Source organism: Catenulispora sp. GP43, assembly GCF_041260665.1.
Lineage (GTDB): Bacteria > Actinomycetota > Actinomycetes > Streptomycetales > Catenulisporaceae > Catenulispora.
Genome location: NZ_JBGCCT010000022.1, coordinates 94336 through 111202 on the forward strand (window position 1 = coordinate 94336; position 16867 = coordinate 111202).

1 protein-coding gene and 2 pseudogenes are annotated in these 16867 nt (G+C 70.9%); 1 reads left to right on the forward strand and 2 read right to left on the reverse strand.

Features of this window, described 5'->3' with window-relative positions; genetic code table 11:
* Positions 1–244 precede the first annotated feature (244 nt).
* Both ABH926_RS35705 and ABH926_RS35710 read right to left on the reverse strand, forming a co-directional pair.
* A pseudogene (locus ABH926_RS35705) lies at positions 245–5380 on the reverse strand (type I polyketide synthase); the annotation flags it as partial.
* A gap of 40 nt (positions 5381–5420) precedes the next feature.
* Positions 5421–11672 (reverse strand): type I polyketide synthase, encoded by a 6252-nt coding sequence (locus ABH926_RS35710; protein WP_370370379.1) that lies wholly within the window; start codon positions 11670–11672, stop codon positions 5421–5423.
* A gap of 299 nt (positions 11673–11971) precedes the next feature.
* Here ABH926_RS35710 and ABH926_RS35715 point away from each other — a divergent pair.
* Positions 11972–16618, forward strand: a pseudogene (locus tag ABH926_RS35715) (SDR family NAD(P)-dependent oxidoreductase); the annotation flags it as partial.
* Between the last annotated feature and the right edge of the window lie 249 nt (positions 16619–16867).

Consider the following 16867-nt stretch of genomic DNA (forward strand, 5'->3'; position numbering starts at 1 on the left):
AGCAGTCGGGCGTTGGTGGCGTTGGTGGCGTTGTCGTCGGAGGGTGCCATGGGAGCAGGCCTCACATCTCTCGTCTGGCGTCGTCGAAACCGGCGCTGGTGCCGGTGCCGGTGTCGCCGTGCAACGCCAGGTTGATCAGGCTTTCGGCGTCCAGGGCGTCGATGTGGCCCCAGCGGTCGGGGTCGGCTTCCTCGGGGACATCGCTTGCGGGGGCAGGCTCGTCACCCCGCAGCAGCTTGGCGAGATGGTCGGCGAGCGATCGCGGTTTCGGATAGTCGAAGACGAGTGTCGCGGGCAGTCGTAGTCCGGTGGCGGTGGTGAGTCTGTTGCGGAGGTCGACGGCGGTGAGGGAGTCGAAGCCGAGGTCTTTGAAGGGGCGGTCGGGTGGGAGGTGCTCGGTGGTGGTGTGGCCGAGGACGGTGGCTGCTTGGGTGCGGACGAGGTCGAGCAGGAGCTGGTGCTGCTTGGCCGTGGTCTGACCGGCCAGGCGGGTGACGATGCTGGTCCCGGCAGGCACGGCCCGACCGGAGCGCGCGGTGCGGCGCGGGCTGACGGGGACCCGGTCGACGAGGGTGAGGGTGGGCTCGGTGCTCGCGAGCGCGGTGTCGAGCAGGCTAAGGGCACGCTCGGTCGTCAGTGCGGGAAGTGCGTTCGTGTTCGTCCTGGCCTGGATGGTGCCGGTGAGGCGGGCGGTCATGGTGCTGGTTTGTTCCCACAGGCCCCATGCGGTGGACAGGGCTGGCAGGCCGAGGGTGTGTCGGTGGCGGGCGAGGCCGTCGAGGTAGGCGTTGGCGGCGGCGTAGTTGGCTTGGCCGGGGTTGCCGAGGGTGCCGGCGGCAGAGGAGAACAGGACGAATGCGGCGAGGTCCATGTGCTGTGTGAGCTCATGGAGGTTCCGGGCCGCGTCGGCTTTGGGGCGGAAGACGGTGCGGAGTCGTTCGGGGGTGAGGGCGGTCAGGACGCCGTCGTCGAGGACTCCGGCGGCGTGGATCACACCGGTGAGCGGGTGCTCTTGGGGCACAGTACCGAGCAATCGGGCCAGTGCTTCCTTGTCGGCGACGTCGCAGGCTTCGATGGTCACGTGGGCGCCTGCCCCTGCCATCTCTGTGGCGAAGGTGTCGATGTCGGCCGCCTGGGGGCCGCTGCGGCTGACCAGGAGCAGGTGGCGGATGCCGTGGTGGTCCACGAGGTGCCGGGCGACGATGCGGCCGAGGGTGCCGGTCCCGCCGGTGATCAGCACGGTGCCGTCAGGATTCCAGGCCGGCGGCGTGGAGACCGGGTCCTGATCGACCGGGACGAGACGGGGCGCGAGGACGATTCCGTTGCGCACGGCGAGTTGCGGCTCGTCGTTGGCTGCTGCGGCGAGGACGTCGGCGAGCGGGAGGGACTGCCGGTCCTCGACATCGAGCAGGACGAACCGGTCGGGGTGCTCGGACTGGGCCGCGCGGATCAGTCCCCAGACCGCTGCCCCGGCGAGTTCGGACGCCGGGTCCGTCGACGAACCGCTCTGCGGCCCGACGGCGTTCTCCGTGACGAGGACGAGCCGGGAGGCGGCAAAGCGGGGGTCTGCGATCCAGGCCTGGGCTGTGGCCAGAACCTCGTCCAACGCGGGGTGCGTAGGCACGATCACCCATGCGGGAACCGGGGTGCCGTGGTCGGTGGCGGTGCGCAGCGTGTCCAGGTCGTCGTACCACTCGGAGGTGGTGTCGAACGGGACGGTCGTGCTGACCGACACGGGAGACCAGTCGAAGCGGAAGGGACCCGTGGTGGCGGCGGTCGGCCGAGTGACCAGGGAGGCGATCGAGGCGACCGGTTCGCCGGTCGCCAGATCGGCGAGTTCGAGGGTGACCGCGTCGGGGCCGGTCGGGGTCATGCGGACGCGCAGAGCCGTGGCACCGGATGTGTGCAGACGCAGGCCGTTCCAGGCGAAGGGGAGCCGGATCGTGCCGGCGGGGTCGTCGTGCGCGGTCTCGGTGTCGAGGGCGACGGCGTGAAGGGCCGCATCCAGGAGCGCGGGGTGGATGGTGAAGGCGCGGGCCTCATCAGCCGCTTGGTCGTCGAGCGTGATCTCGGCGTAGATGCTCTCTCCGTGTCGCCAGGCGGCGTGCAGCGCCTGGAACGCGGGGCCGTAGGCGTATCCGCGGGCGGCGAGTCGGTCGTAGAGCCCTGTCACGTCAAGAGCTTTGGCGCCGACGGGCGGCCAGGTGCTGAGCTCGTCGGGAACAGCCGTCTCGGTCGCTGGAACGAGGAAGCCGGTGGCGTGGCACTCCCACTCCGCGTCGGCTGTCTCGGCGCGCGTGTGAATGCTGATAGAGCGTCGGGCGGCGTCGGCAGGGGCGCCGACCAGGACCTGCAGCCGAGTCCCGCCGTGGGCGGGCAGCGCAAGTGGTGCCAGCAGTGTCAATTCCTCCACGGTGTGCTCATCGCCGGTGAGGGCGGCGGCGTGGAGGGCGAGTTCGGCGAAGCCCGCGCCGGGAAACAGCACGGCGCCGCCCACGACGTGGTCGGCGGTCCAGGGCGCGGAATCCGAGGAGATCCGGCCGGTGAGGACCAGTCCGGTGGAGTCGGCCAGCGGCAGCGCCGCCGACAGAAGCGGGTGGCTGCTGTGATCGAGCCCTGATGCCGAGAGGCTGTGAGCGTTGCGAGAGGACTTGAGCCAGTAGTTCTGGTGTTGGAAAGCGTAGGTGGGGAGGTCGGCGGATCGTCCGGGCGTGAGGAGTGGTTGCCAGTCCAGTGGTCTGCCGTGGATATGGAGCAGCGCCAGTGCGGTGGTGAGTTGGGTGGTGTCGCCGTGGTCGCGGCGGAGGGTTTCGATGGCGACCGCGTTGGTGTCGGTGTCAGTGATGGAGGCGGTCAGGACGGGGTGTGGGCTGACTTCGATGAAGTAGTGGTGGTTGGTATCTATCAGGGTACGTATGGCGGGGTGGAAGGCGACGGGCTGGCGGAGGTTGTCGTACCAGTAGGTGGCGTCGGCTTCGGTGCCGGTCATCCATGCGCTGTGCAGGGTGGAGTACCAGGGGATCTCGGCTTTGCGTGGAGTGATCGGTGCGAGTGTCTTGAGTATCTGTTCTTGGATGGTTTCGACGTGCGACGAGTGTGAGGCGTAGTCGACGTTGATTCGTCGGGCGTGAACGCCGGTGGTTTCGCAGCGCGCGAGCACCTGGTCGAGCGCTTCGGTTTCGCCGGAGACGATGGTGGTGGCCGGGCCGTTCAACGCGGCGATGGAGAGATCATTGCTCCAGGCAGCGATGAGTTCGCCGGTTGCGTCGGCGGACAGGGAGATGGATGCCATGCCACCGTGGCCGGAGAGCTGTTGGAGTGCTTGAGCGCGTAGGGCCACGACTCGTGTGGCGTCATCGAGGCTGAGTGCTCCGGCGATGTGGGCGGCGGCGATCTCGCCTTGGGAGTGTCCGATGACGGCGTCGGGGTGGATACCGCAGGCCTGCCAGAGGTCAGCGAGAGCGACCATGACGGCGAACAGAGTCGGTTGCAGGACGTCGATCCGCTCAAGAGGCGGCGCTCCCGCGTTCCCCCGCAGGACGTCGAGCAGCGACCAGTCGGTGTACTGACGTAGAGCCTGATCGCACGCGGCGATGCGGGCCGCGAACACCGGGGAGGACTGGAGCAGATCCAGTCCCATGCCAACCCACTGCGAACCCTGACCGGGGAAGACGAACACGGTCTTCCCACCGGCGCGGGCGACGTCGGCGACCGCCGATGGCGTGGGCGTCCCCTGCGCGAAGGCGGTGGTGGCGTCGAGTAGGCTTTCGCGGTCCTGGCCGATCACCACGGCGCGATGAGTGAAGTGGGTGCGAGTGGTGGTCAGAGCCCAGGCGACGTCGGCGGGCGTCGATTCCGGGCGGGCGCTGACGTGCGAGGCCAACCGTGCCGCCTGCTCCCGCAAACCCTCAGCGGTCTTGGCCGACAACAACCACGGCACCGCAGAGGGCTCGAACGGTGTCGGGACTGGCGTCGGTCGCGGCTGAGGTTGAGGAGCAGGCGGCTCCTCGAGGATGACGTGGGCATTCGTGCCGCTGACACCGAAAGCGGAGACACCCGCCCGGCGGGGCCGGTCTCCGACCGGCCAAGGCTGGGCTTCGGTCAGCAGCCTGACGTGGCCGTCGGTCCAGTCGATCTTGGTCGTCGGCCGGGTGACGTGGAGGGTGCGGGGGAGCGCACCGTGCTGCATGGACACGGTCATCTTCATGATGCCGGCGATGCCCGCGGCGGCCTGCGTGTGACCGATGTTGGATTTCAGAGTGCCCAGCCACAGCGGCCGGCCGTCCGGCCTGCCCCGTCCATAGGTGTTGATCAAGGCCTGGGCTTCGATGGGGTCACCCAGCGCGGTGCCGGTCCCGTGGGCTTCGACCGCGTCGATGTCGGCTGCTGTGAGCCCGGCGTTGGTGAGGGCCTGTCGGATGACGCGCTGCTGCGACGGCCCGTTCGGTGCGGTCAGCCCGTTGCTGGCGCCATCCTGGTTCACCGCGCTGCCGCGGATGACGGCCAGGACCGGATGACCGTTCCGCTGCGCATCGGAGAGCCGTTCCAGGACGAGGACTCCGACTCCTTCGGCCCAGCCGGTGCCGTCGGCGTCGTCGGAGAACGCGTGGCAGCGACCGTCGGAAGACAGGCCGCGCTGGCGGCTGAAGGCGACGAACGCCCCCGGCGTGGCCAGCACGCTCACCCCGGCGGCCAGGGCCAGGGTGCACTCGTCCTGGCGCAGGGCCTGCCCTGCCAGGTGCAGCGCGACCAACGACGACGAACACGCCGTGTCCACCGTGACCGCCGGGCCTTCCAGCCCGAGGGTGTACGCGATCCGGCCGGCCAGCACCGAAGCGGCCGTACTCAAGCCCAGATATCCCTCATACTCGGCCGGGACGTCGGCGACCACCTCGTCCCAGTAGTCCTGACCGCTCGTCCCGACGTACACGCCGGTACGGCCGCCTCGCAACGTCTCCGGTCGGATACCGGCGCGCTCGATCGCCTCCCACGCGGTCTCCAACAGCAGCCGCTGCTGCGGGTCGATCGCCGTCGCCTCACGGGGTGAGATGTCGAAGAAGCCGGCGTCGAACGCGGCGGCGTCGATGAATCCGCCGGTCCGGACATAGCTGGTCCCCGCGTGGTCGGGGTCCGGGTCGTACAGCGCGTCCAGATCCCACCCGCGGTCGGTGGGGAAACTCGACACCGCATCCGTGCCCTGATCGACGAGTCGCCACAGGTCTTCGGGACTGTCGACCCTGCCGGGGAACCGGCAGGCCATACCGATGATGGCGATCGGCTCACGGGCCCGCTGCTCGGCCTGCCGGAGCCGGTCGCGGGTCTGGTCCAGCTCGGTGCTGACCCGCTTCAGGTAGTCGAGGAGCTTCGCTTCGTTGTCCACTTCCGCCATCTCGCTGATTTCCGATCGACGCCGGTCCGGATCAGGACCGGCCGAGTTGCCTGTCGACGAACGCGAAGACCGCGTCGGCGTCCGCTTCCTCGAGCCCCGCTGACGGGTTCGCGGCGTTCGCGGCCGTGGGCTGGGCGGCGCTCATGGCCGGCGTCAGGCGGGAGGCGAGCGCCGAGAGCCGACTCGCCACCCGGGCGGGATCCGCGGCGATGCCGGTCAACTTCTCGGACGGCAGGCTGGCCACCAGCGCCTCCAGCCGCTCCACCTCGGCCAGCACCGCTCCGGCCTCTGTTGCCGCCGCTGCCGCTGCCGACTCCGGGAACAGCCGCTCGAGCACATGCGAGGCGAGGGCCGCCGGGGTCGCGTAGTCGAAGACGATGGATGCGGGAAAGGCTGTCCCGGTCTCCGCCGAGATCAGATTCCGGAACTGGATCGCGGCGAGCGAGTCGAATCCCAGGTCGTGGAAGGCGCGGTCGGGATCCACGGCCGCGGAGTCCCCATGGCCGAGTACCTTGGCCGTCCATCCGCGCACGACGTTGAGCAGTTCTCCCTCGCGCGCGCCGTCCCCGGACAGCGATGCCAGCCGCTCCCGTAGTGAGGATTCGGCGGATCGGCCCTCGGGAGATCCCGCGGCGCCCGCGGCCGAGCGGTGATGTTCGGCGACGATCGCGGCGAAGAGCGGGCCCGCGCCGAAACCGCCTCGCGTCGCGAGCGCGGCCGGGTCGAGATCGCCGACCACCAGCTGAGTCCCGTCATCCGCCACACATGCGGCGGCCAGCGCCTCGACCGCGATCGCGGGAACCAGAGGTCTGTCGATCGCCGCCGCGGACAGCAAGCCGGACATGACCGGGGACAGACCGGCGCCGGGGGCTGATAGCGCCGCAGCGTTCGGGCACAGCGGCAGCAGGACCGCGGAGCTGGAATCGGTCAACGCCAGGTCCAGCAGCGCCAGGTTGTCGTCGGCGGGCATCGGCACCAGGCCGGAAGCACTCAGCCGCTGGATGTCGGCCACCGAAAGCCTTCCGCTCAGGCCGCCGTCGACGTCCCACACCCCCCAGGCGAGCGAGGTCGCCGGGAGTCCGTGGGCTTGCCGGTGCCGGGCCAGGCCGTCCAGGAACGCGTTGGCCGCCGCGTAGTTGGCCTGTCCGGGATTGCCCAGCGTGCCGGCCATGGAAGAGAACATGACGAACGCCGACAGCGATAGGTCCCGGGTGAGCTCATGCAGATGCCACGCGGCGTACGCCTTCGGCGCCAACGCTGTTTCCACCCGTGCGGGATCCAAGGACGTGAACGTGGCGTCGTCCAGTACGCCGGCCGTGTGCACCACGCCGGTGAGCGGGTGCTCGGCGGGGACGGCTGCCACCACGGCGGCCACCTGGGCACGGTCGGACACGTCGCAGGCCACGATCTCGGCGTTCGCCCCAAGAGCGGCAAGCTCCGCTCTCAGCTCCCGGGCACCGGCGGCATCAGGGCCTTGACGTGAGGCCAGCAGCAGATGCCGTACGCCGTGCCGCCGCACGAGATGACGCGCTGTCAACGCGCCCAGGTCGCCGGTGCCGCCGGTCACCAACACCGTGCCGCCCGCCGCGAATGAGAACTTCCCGACGCTACCAGCCGCGGCGCGTATCAGGCGGGGCACGGATACTGCGCCGCGCCGTACCGCGATCTCCGGTTCCGTGTCGGCCAGCGCGGCCCGCCACTGAGCAGCGGTGGTGTCCCGTTCCCAGTCCAGCAGCGTGATCCGGCCCGGGTGCTCGGACTGCGCTGAGCGCAACAGGCCGCGCATGGCGCCGGTGACCACCGCGTCATCCGATGCCGCTCCGGTGGCGCCGTCATCGGGGAAGGCGACGACCAGCCTGGACATGGCGAACCGCTCGTCATCCAGCCACTGCCGCAGCACGCCGAGGAGCGTGCCGACCGACCTACGCGTGCGCGCCACCGTGTCGAGTCCGTGGCCCGCCATCGGCGCTGGCAGTATCAGGAGGTCCGGCACCGTCGGCAGCGAAGCGAGATCTACGACTTCCTGAACCGAGATGCCAGCAGTGCGCAGGACATCGGCGACCCCGCTTCCCGAACCCAGCACAGTGCAATGACCGACGGGAGACGCGGTGGAGGCGGCCGACGACGTCGGCACCCAGGCGACCCGATACAGACCCGCTCCGTCAGGCTCGGCTCGCACGCCATCGGCCGCCCAAGTGCCCCAGGCCACCGTCGAGGCCCGAAGGCCGCGTTCCCGCCGCTGCCGTGCCACCGCGGACAGAAACGCACCACTGACAGCCTCAGCCGCGCGACCCGGACCTCCCCACACCGCCGATGCCGCCGTGACGAGCACGAACGCGTCAAGGTCCCGGTCCGCCAAGAGCGAGTCCAGCACCACCGCACCGCGCATCGCCGAGCCGTCGTCGTTGGCGGCGGCGCGTGACCTCGCCGCGTGGACCACGGCGGTCAGCGGATGCTGCGACGGCAGAGTACGCAGCAGTTCACTCAGCATCGCGCGGTCTGTCACATCGACCCGGGCAAAGGTGACCTCGGCGCCCGACGCGGTGATCTCCTCCTTCAGAGCCGCGGCAGCGGGCGCCAGGTCACCGCTCCGACTGGCCAGCACGATGTGCGCGGCGCCTTTCCGGGCCAGCCACCGTGCCACGTGGCCGCCGACCGTTCCGGTCCCGCCGGTGACGAGCACGGTCCCGCGCGGGGTCCAAGCGCGATCCGGCGGGCCGCCGGAGTCCAGCGGTGCCCGGTGCAGCCGCCGGGCGAACAGCCCTGTGGGCCGCAGCGCCAACTCGTTCTCCGCGGTGCCTTCGTCCAAGAGCCGGCCCAACCCGGCCAACTGCGCGGCGTCGGCTTCGGGGGACAGGTCGACCAACCCGGCCCACAGATCGGGTTGCTCAGATGCCAGTACGGTGCCCAATCCCCACAGCGTGGCCTGCGAGGGTGCGTCGCCGAAGGTCGCGCACCAGACGCGGGTCGTAGTGCCGCGCAGCGCTTCCACCAATGCGCACGTAGCCTTGAAGCCCGCGGAGAGCCAGGGCTGGTCGGAAGCGGGACGCTCGTCCAGAGCCAGGAGAGAGAGCACAGCGTATGGCAGCTCACTGTTTCCCTCGCGGAGCTGCTGCCTGAGCCGGACCGGATCGCAGACATCCCCTGGGACCCGCACCAGCCGGGCGCCGCCACCGGTCAACCCGGCGATGAGACCGTCCGCGGATCCGACCACGGATTCCGGCACGAGCACACACCAGCCCGGGCCGAGCACTTGCGCGTCGCCGGCACCGGTCGGCACCTTCTCCCATGCCACGTGGTACCGCTGACCGTCGAGCACCGCGTTCGCCTGCCGCTCTCGGTGCCAGCGGGTCAGCGCCGGAAGCACGGCGTCAAGCAACGCAGGCCCCTGCGACCTGTCCATCCGCAGCAGTTCGGCCAGCCCGGCCGTGTCCTCCTGCTCGACGGCCCGCCAGAACCCCTCGGCTCCGATCCCGGCCTCGGCCCCGCCACCCCGGCGCCGATCGGTGCCCATCCAGAACCTGCTGCGCTGGAACGCGTAGGTAGGCAGGTCGTATACCCGTTCGGCGCCGGAGCCCGCGTAGAACGCCGACCAGTTCGTGCGCAGACCCGACACGTGCAACCGGGCCAGGCCGGTGACCACCGTTCGGGCCTCGGAACGGTCCGAGCGCATCAGGTCCACCGCCAGTGGAGGCGAACTGCCGTTCCCGAGACTCTCGTGCACCATGCCGGTGAGCGCACCACCTGGTCCCACCTCGACCCAGCGGCCGACTCCCTTACCGGCCAGATACAGCATGCTGTCGTGGAAACGCACAGCTTCCCGCGCCTGACGAACCCAGTAGTCGGGATCGGCCAGCTCGGCGGCGGACAGCGGACGTCCCGTCAGGGTGGACACCACCGGAATCCGGGGTGCCGAGGCTCGCAGTTTCGTCGCCGCCTCGCGGAACTCCCCGGCGATGGCGTCCATGTGCGGCGAGTGGAAGGCGTGGCCGACCCGCAGCCGTCGCACGCGTCGACCCCGTGACGCCAAGAGCTCGGCGATCTCCAGCACCTCCGCACGGTCGCCCGAGACGACTACCGCGGACGGCCCGTTGACCGCCGCGATCGCCACCCGGCCCGTCGCCCGGTCGTCCAGCAGGGCGCTGACTTCGGACTCGCTCGCCTGCAACGCCGCCATCGCCCCGTCCGCGACCACGGACTGCATCAGCCGTCCGCGAGCGGCGACCAGCGCGGCGGCGTCCTCCAGCGGCCACACCTCGGCCACCTGCGCGGCGGCGATCTCGCCGATGGAGTGGCCGCTGAGGTGGTCCGGCTCCAGGCCCCAGCTTTCCAGCAGCCGGGCCAACGCCACCTCCACCGCGAACAGCGCGGGCTGGGTGTACTCGGTCCGGTCCAGCAGGTCTGAACGCTCCGAGCCGTCCTCGGCGGCCAGGATTTCCCGAAGCGGGAGGTCCAGGTGCGGGCCGAAAGCCTCGCAGACCGTGTCCAGCGTCGCAGCGAACGCGGGGAACGCTTCGGCCAGGTCACGGCCCATGCCCGGATACTGGGATCCTTGGCCGGGAAAGAGGAACGCCGTCAGACCCGGCCGGACTGTGCCTCGGACCACGGCCGTGCCACTATCGTCACCGCTCGACAGCGCGTCCAGCCCGGCGTGGATCCCGTTCCGGTCCTCACCTATCACAATGGCCTGGTACGCGAGCGCCGCCCGCGAGGTCGCCAGCGAAAAAGCAACGTCCAGCAGGCCGGTGTCAGGGTGGTCGGGAGTGTCAGAAGCCTGATCAAGCTGGGCTCGCAGCCGGGTGGCCTGGTCGCGCAGCGCCGCTTCGGACGCCGCCGACACGATGACGGGCAGCGGGAAACGAAGTCGGCCCGGCCGGCGCGGTTCGGGCGCGTCGTCGGCGGACGTGGAAGCCGGAGCCTCCTCCAGCACGACGTGCGTGTTCGTCCCGCTGACGCCGAAGCTCGAAACCCCTGCCCGCCGCGGTCGTGCCGAGCGCGTCCAGTCCACCGCCTCCGTGAGCAGTTGGACCCGTCCTGCCGACCAGTCCACGGCGGTGGACGGAGTCTCGGCATACAGGGTGCGGGGCAGCAGTCCGTGCCGCATCGCCTGCACCATCTTGATCACCCCGCCGACGCCCGCCGCGGCCTGCGCGTGCCCGATGTTCGACTTCAGCGAGCCGAGGAACAGGGGCCGGTCCGCGGCTCGGCCGCGGCCGTAGACGGCCAGCAGCGCCTGAGCCTCGATCGGGTCTCCCAGACGGGTGCCGGTGCCGTGCGCCTCCACAGCGTCCACGTCGTCGGCGGTGAGTCCGGCGGCGCCCAGCGCATCGCGGATCACCCGTTGCTGTGCGGGCCCGCTGGGTGCGGTCAGGCCGCTGCTCGCGCCGTCCGAGTTGACCGCCGTGCCCCGGACGAGGGCCAGCACCCGGTGGCCGTTGCGTTGCGCGTCGGAGAGCCGCTCCAGGACCAGGACCCCGACGCCCTCGCCCCAGCCGGTGCCGTCCGCGTCGTCGGAGAACGCCTTGCACCGCCCGTCGCGCGAGAGCCCCTGGTGCCGGCTGAACTCGACGAAGATCTGCGGGGTGGACATGACGGTCACGCCGCCGGCCAGCGCCAGCGAGCACTCGCCGCCGCGCAGCGAACGTACCGCCAGATGCAGTGCCACCAGTGAGGAGGAGCACGCGGTGTCGACGCTGATCGCCGGGCCCTGCAAGCCGAGCGCGTAGGCCACCCGCCCGCTCAGGATGTTGGGGGAGCTGCCGTTGATCAGGTAGCCCTCGAGCTCGCCCGGATCCTCGGGGGCGGTCAGCTCGTAGTCGTTGTAGACCACGCCCGCGAACACGCCCGTGCGGCTGCCGCGCAGCGAGCCCGGATCGATGCCGGCCGTCTCCACGGCCTCCCAGCAGGTCTCCAGCATCAGACGCTGCTGGGAGTCCGTGGCCATCGCCTCGTTGGGGCTGATCCCGAAGAAGGCCGCGTCGAAGTCGGCGGCGTTCAGCAGGAACCCGCCGCGGCGGGTGTAGCTCGTCCCCCTGCGGCTCGGATCGGGGTGATAGAGCGCGTCCAGGTCCCAGCCCCGGTCCGCGGGGAACTCGGAGGTGGCATCGCGGCCCTCGGCCACCAGCTGCCACAACGCCTCCGGGCTGTCGACCCCGCCGGGGTAACGGCAGCCCATGCCGACGATGGCGATCGGCTCCCGATCCCGCTCCTCGGCCTCGCGCAGCCGCTGCCGCGTCTCGCGCAGATCGGTCGTCGCGCGACGGAGGTAGGTCAGAAGCTTCACTTCATCGTTCGATACAGCGTCGTTCGATACAGCGATGTCCGACACAGCGTCGTTCGCCACAGCCACCTCGATCGAATGCCAGGCACCATCTGCCGGGCGGCCTTCGCCGAACCCATAGATCAGTTTCGAACTCTAGGCATGCCCGGTACCGCCCCCAACCCCTATCCGCACTCCAGAGCCCCTATCGCGCCTCGACCCGTCAGCCGCGATAGGGGTTGTCCCGGCGTCCGCCCTCGGCCGACGATCAGATGTGCCCTCCGAAACAGGTCAGCATGAGTGAGACCCCTGCCGCGGACAAGGTCGTCGAGGCTCTTCGCCGGAGCCTGCTGGAGAACGAACGGCTGCGCGGGGAGAACGATCGGTTCACCGAGCCCATCGCGATCGTGGCGATGGCGTGCCGCTATCCGGGCGGCGTGGCGTCGCCGGAGGACCTGTGGCGACTGGTCTGCGCCGGCGGGGACGCCATCTCGCTGTTCCCGGACGACCGAGGCTGGGATCTCGCCTCGCTGTACGAGCCGAAGGCGGGTACACCAGGTACCAGCTACTCCCGGCACGGCGGATTCGTCGACGGGATGGCGGACTTCGACCCGGCGTTCTTCGGGATCTCGCCGCGAGAGGCCCTTGCCATGGATCCCCAACAACGGCTGCTGTTGGAGACCTCCTGGGAGGCGGTGGAGCGGGCCGGAATCGTTCCCGCTTCACTGCGGGGCAGTCGCACCGGGGTGTTCGCGGGCGTCATGTACCACGACTACGGCGCCGGGACCAGCGACGGCAGCCTGGTGTCCGGACGGATCGCCTACACCCTGGGGCTGGAGGGCCCCGCGGTGAGCGTGGACACTGCGTGCTCGTCGTCCCTGGTAGCGCTCCATCTGGCGATGCAGGCGCTGCGCCGGGACGAGTGCTCTCTGGCGTTGGCAGGCGGCGTGACGGTGATGGCCGCACCTGACATGTTCGTGTACTTCAGCGAGCAGCGTGGTCTGGCCCCGGACGGCCGGTGCAAGGCGTTCGCGGCGGCGGCCGACGGTGTCGGCTGTTCCGAAGGCGCCGGTGTCCTGCTGCTGGAGCGGCTCTCCGACGCGCGCCGCAACGGCCACGAGGTGCTGGCCGTGGTGCGGGGCTCGGCGGTCAACTCCGACGGCGCCAGCAGCGGCCTGACCGTGCCGAACGGTCCGTCGCAGCAGCGGGTGATCGAGCAGGCTCTGCGGAGCGCGGGGTTGCGGCCGGCGGACGTGGATGCGGTGGAAGGGCACGGCACCGGCACCCGGCTCGGCGACCCGATCGAGGCCCAGGCGCTGCTCGCCGCCTACGGCCGGGAGCGCGAACGTCCGCTCTGGCTGGGGTCGGTCAAGTCGAACATCGGGCACGCACAGGCCGCGGCCGGTGTCGGTGGGGTGATCAAGACAGTCCTCGCGATGCGGCACGGTGTGCTGCCCAGGACGTTGCACGTGGACGAGCCCTCGCCCGAAGTGGACTGGTCGGCCGGGGCGGTCCGACTGCTCACCGAACCGGTCGCGTGGCCGGAGACCGGGCAGCCGCGCCGCGCTGGAGTGTCGTCGTTCGGGATCAGCGGCACCAACGCCCACGTGATCCTCGAACACACACCGGCTGCCGTGGCTACGCCGGCTTCCGAAGCGATGGTGGCGGAGCGCGCGGGGCTGCCCGGCGGAACCGTGCCGTGGCTGTTGTCCGGGCACAGCCCTGAAGCGCTCCGGGCACAGGCGGCGCGGCTTGCGTCGTTCCTGGACGACGAGCAGGAGTCGTCGCCGATGGACGTCGGCGTCTCCCTGACGACCACGCGGTCCGCCTTTCCACACCGTGCCGTGATCCTCGGAGCGGATGGGAACGAACTGCGTGTCGGGCTCCGCACGCTCGCGGAGAACGGGGACTCCCCGGCCGTGGTTCGGGGCGTTGCCCGCCCGGCCGGGCTGACCGCGTACCTGTTCTCCGGCCAGGGATCGCAGCACCCGCGTATGGGTGCCGAACTGGCCGGGACGTATCCCGTGTTCGCGCGGGCATACGCCGAGGTGTGCGCCGAGTTGGACCGGCATCTGGACCGCCCGCTCCGGGAAGTGATCGACACCGATGCGGACGCGCTCGATGCGACGGGCTTCACGCAGCCGGCGTTGTTCGCCATCCAGGTGGCTTTGTTCCGGCTGCTGGAATCGTGGGGGATGAGGCCGGACTTCCTCGCGGGGCACTCGATCGGCGAACTCGCCGCCGCGCACCTCGCGGGCATCTGGTCGCTTGCCGACGCCTGCACGCTCGTCGCGGCCCGGGGCCGGCTGATGCAGGCGCTGCCGGCCGGCGGGGTGATGTGCGCGGTCGCCGCCGCCGAGGACGAGGTCCGGGCCGTGCTGCCGCCGGATGTGGCCGTGGCGGCGGTGAACGGCCCGCGGTCGGTGGTCGTCTCGGGCGAACGGGACGCGGTCGAGGTCGTCACGGCCCGACTCGTGCGGCAGGGGCACCGGGTCAGGCCACTGCGGGTCTCCCACGCCTTTCACTCACCTTCGATGGACCCGATGCTCGCCGCCTTCCGCGCCGTGGCCGAGAAGCTGACCTACTCGGCGCCGGACACCCCCGTCGTGTCGAATGTGACGGGGAGGCTGGCCGGAGCCGACGAGCTGTGCACTCCCGACTACTGGGTCCGGCACGTGCGCGAGACCGTCCGGTTCAGCGAGGGCATCCGGAGCCTGGAAGCCGAGGGCGTCGCTCGATTCGTCGAGCTCGGTCCGGACGGGTCGCTCTCCGCGTTGGCGCGGGACTGCCTGGCCGACGCGGCCGATACCCATGGCGCCGCCTTCGTTCCGGTGCTGCGCCGGGATCGTGCGGATGCCGGGCAGGTGACCACTGCCGTCGCGCTCGCGTACGCCCATGGAGCCGAGGTGCGGTGGTCGGAGTTCTACGCGGGCAGCGGTGCGCGTCGAGTCGGACTGCCCACGTATGCGTTCCAGCGGCAGCGGTACTGGACCGATGTCGGGATGTCCGTCGGCCCGCAGAGCCTGGAGCCCACCTCGAACCAGGACCACCTGTTTCACGTCGACTGGAGTCCGTGGACCGGGAGCGACCCGCTTCCGGTGGTACCGGGATGCGCGGTCCTGGGTACGGACGGCCTCGGGCTGGCCGCGGCGATCGAGTCGGTCAACGGTGTCGTGCGGCGGCATGCGGACTGGCCGTCGCTGACCGCGGCCGCCGAAGCCGGACCGGCGCCGGAGTTCGTTTTCGTCCCCTGCGTCACTTCACCGGCACAGCCTCCTGACGTCGCCTCGACCGCCCGCGCCGCAGCGAATCGGGCACTGGCACTGGCACAGTCCTGGGTGACCGCCGAGCGCTTCGCCTCCTCGCGGCTCGTGTTCGTCACTAAGGGAGCTATCGCGACAGTCCCGGGGGAGGGGATCGCCGACCTCGTCCAGTCCCCGGTCTGGGGCGTCATCCGTACGGCAGAGCTCGAATATCCCGGGCGGCTGGCCCTGCTCGACATCGACGGTGCGAACGTCCCCGTGGCCGCGGTGCTCGCCGCCGTGCACGCCGGGGAGCCGGGCCTGGCAGTGCGCGAGGGCGGGATCCTTGTTCCCCGGTTGGCGCGGGGCGAGGCCTCGGAAGCCGAAGCGGTGCTGCCGGTCCGGTTCGACGACGCCGGCACGGTCCTGGTCACCGGCGGCACCGGCGTACTCGGCGGGCACATCGCCCGGCACTTGGTGACCGAGCACGGCGTGCGGCACCTGCTGCTGGCTGGACGCCGGGGGATCGCAGCCCCCGGCGCGGCCGCCCTGCACGCGGAACTGACCGAACTCGGCGCGCACGTCACCGTGGCCGCCTGCGACATGACCGATCGTGAGTCGCTGAAGCGGTTGCTGGCCTCGGTGCCGGCGGCCGCGCCACTGCGCGGCGTCGTGCACACCGCGGGCGTGGTGGACGACGGCGTCCTGACGGCCCTGACTCCGCAGCGCATGGACGACGTGCTGCGGCCCAAGGCCGATGTGGCGTGGGACCTGCACGAGCTCACTGTCGACTACGACCTCACGGCGTTCGTGCTTTTCGGCTCCGGCGGCGGCACGCTCGGCGCTCCGGGCCAGGCCAACTGGGCGGCGGCGAGCGTGTTCGTGGACGCCCTCGCGCACTATCGCAGCGCCCGGGATCTTCCAGCCCTGTCCTTGGCGTGGGGCATGTGGTCGTCCGGCGGGATGGCGGCCCTGCTGTCGAAGACCGACGTCATCCGGATGGCGCGTTCCGGCGTGCTCGGCTTGTCCGTCGAGGAGGGGCTGGCACTGTTCGACCGCGCTCTCCTGAGCGGCCGGCCGATGACGGTGCCGATGCACCTGGATACCTCAGCCGTGCGACCCGGTCCGGAAGGGATCCCGGCGATGCTGCGCGGGCTCGTCCGGGCCCCGGGGCGGCGTGCCGAGGCTGACGACGGCACTGTCGGCAGCGGCGGAGGCGGTCCGGATACGGCGTGGTCCCGTCTGACCCGGCTGTCCGGAAAGGAACTGGACGGAGCCATCCTGGAACTGGTCCGCAGCACCGCGGCGTTCGTGCTCGGCCACGAGCGGGCCGAGGCGATCGACCCCGACCAGGGCTTCCTGGACCTCGGATTCGACTCGCTGACCGCGATCGAGCTCCGCAACCGGCTCAGCGCCACGACCGGCCACCCCCTGCCCGCGACGCTGATCTTCGACCACCCCTCGGCCAGAGCCCTGACCGACCACCTGCGAGCCGAGCTCCTGGCGCAGGCGGCACCGAGGTCCGTGGACGAACACCTCGCCGCGCTGGAGTCCGCCCTGGCCTCGGCACGACCGGACGAGGCCGAACGTACCCGGATCGCGGCGCGCCTGCGCTCGCTGGCCGCGGTCTGGGCGGCGGCGGACCGGCCGGCCGGGACCGGCGACCTCCACCAGGCCACCGCGAAGGAACTGTTCGACATCCTCGACGACGAACTCGAGGCACGGTGAGCCACGTTCGCCGGGCCTGGATCAACGAATTCAGGGGAGCGAAGACGATCTGCCGCGCGTTGCGATCGGGCTGGGCGTGTGGGACACGGCATGGCTTCCCGGCGCATATCGTTCCGTACAGGGCTGGGCCGCCATGACTGCTGCGCTACCCGAGAGAACCTCCGAGGTGGGTCGAGCCGTGGTCGCGTGCGTGAGCTGGGAAGCGCGGCGTTGCGCGGTGATGGTGTGCTCAGCGCTGCGGGGGCCGCA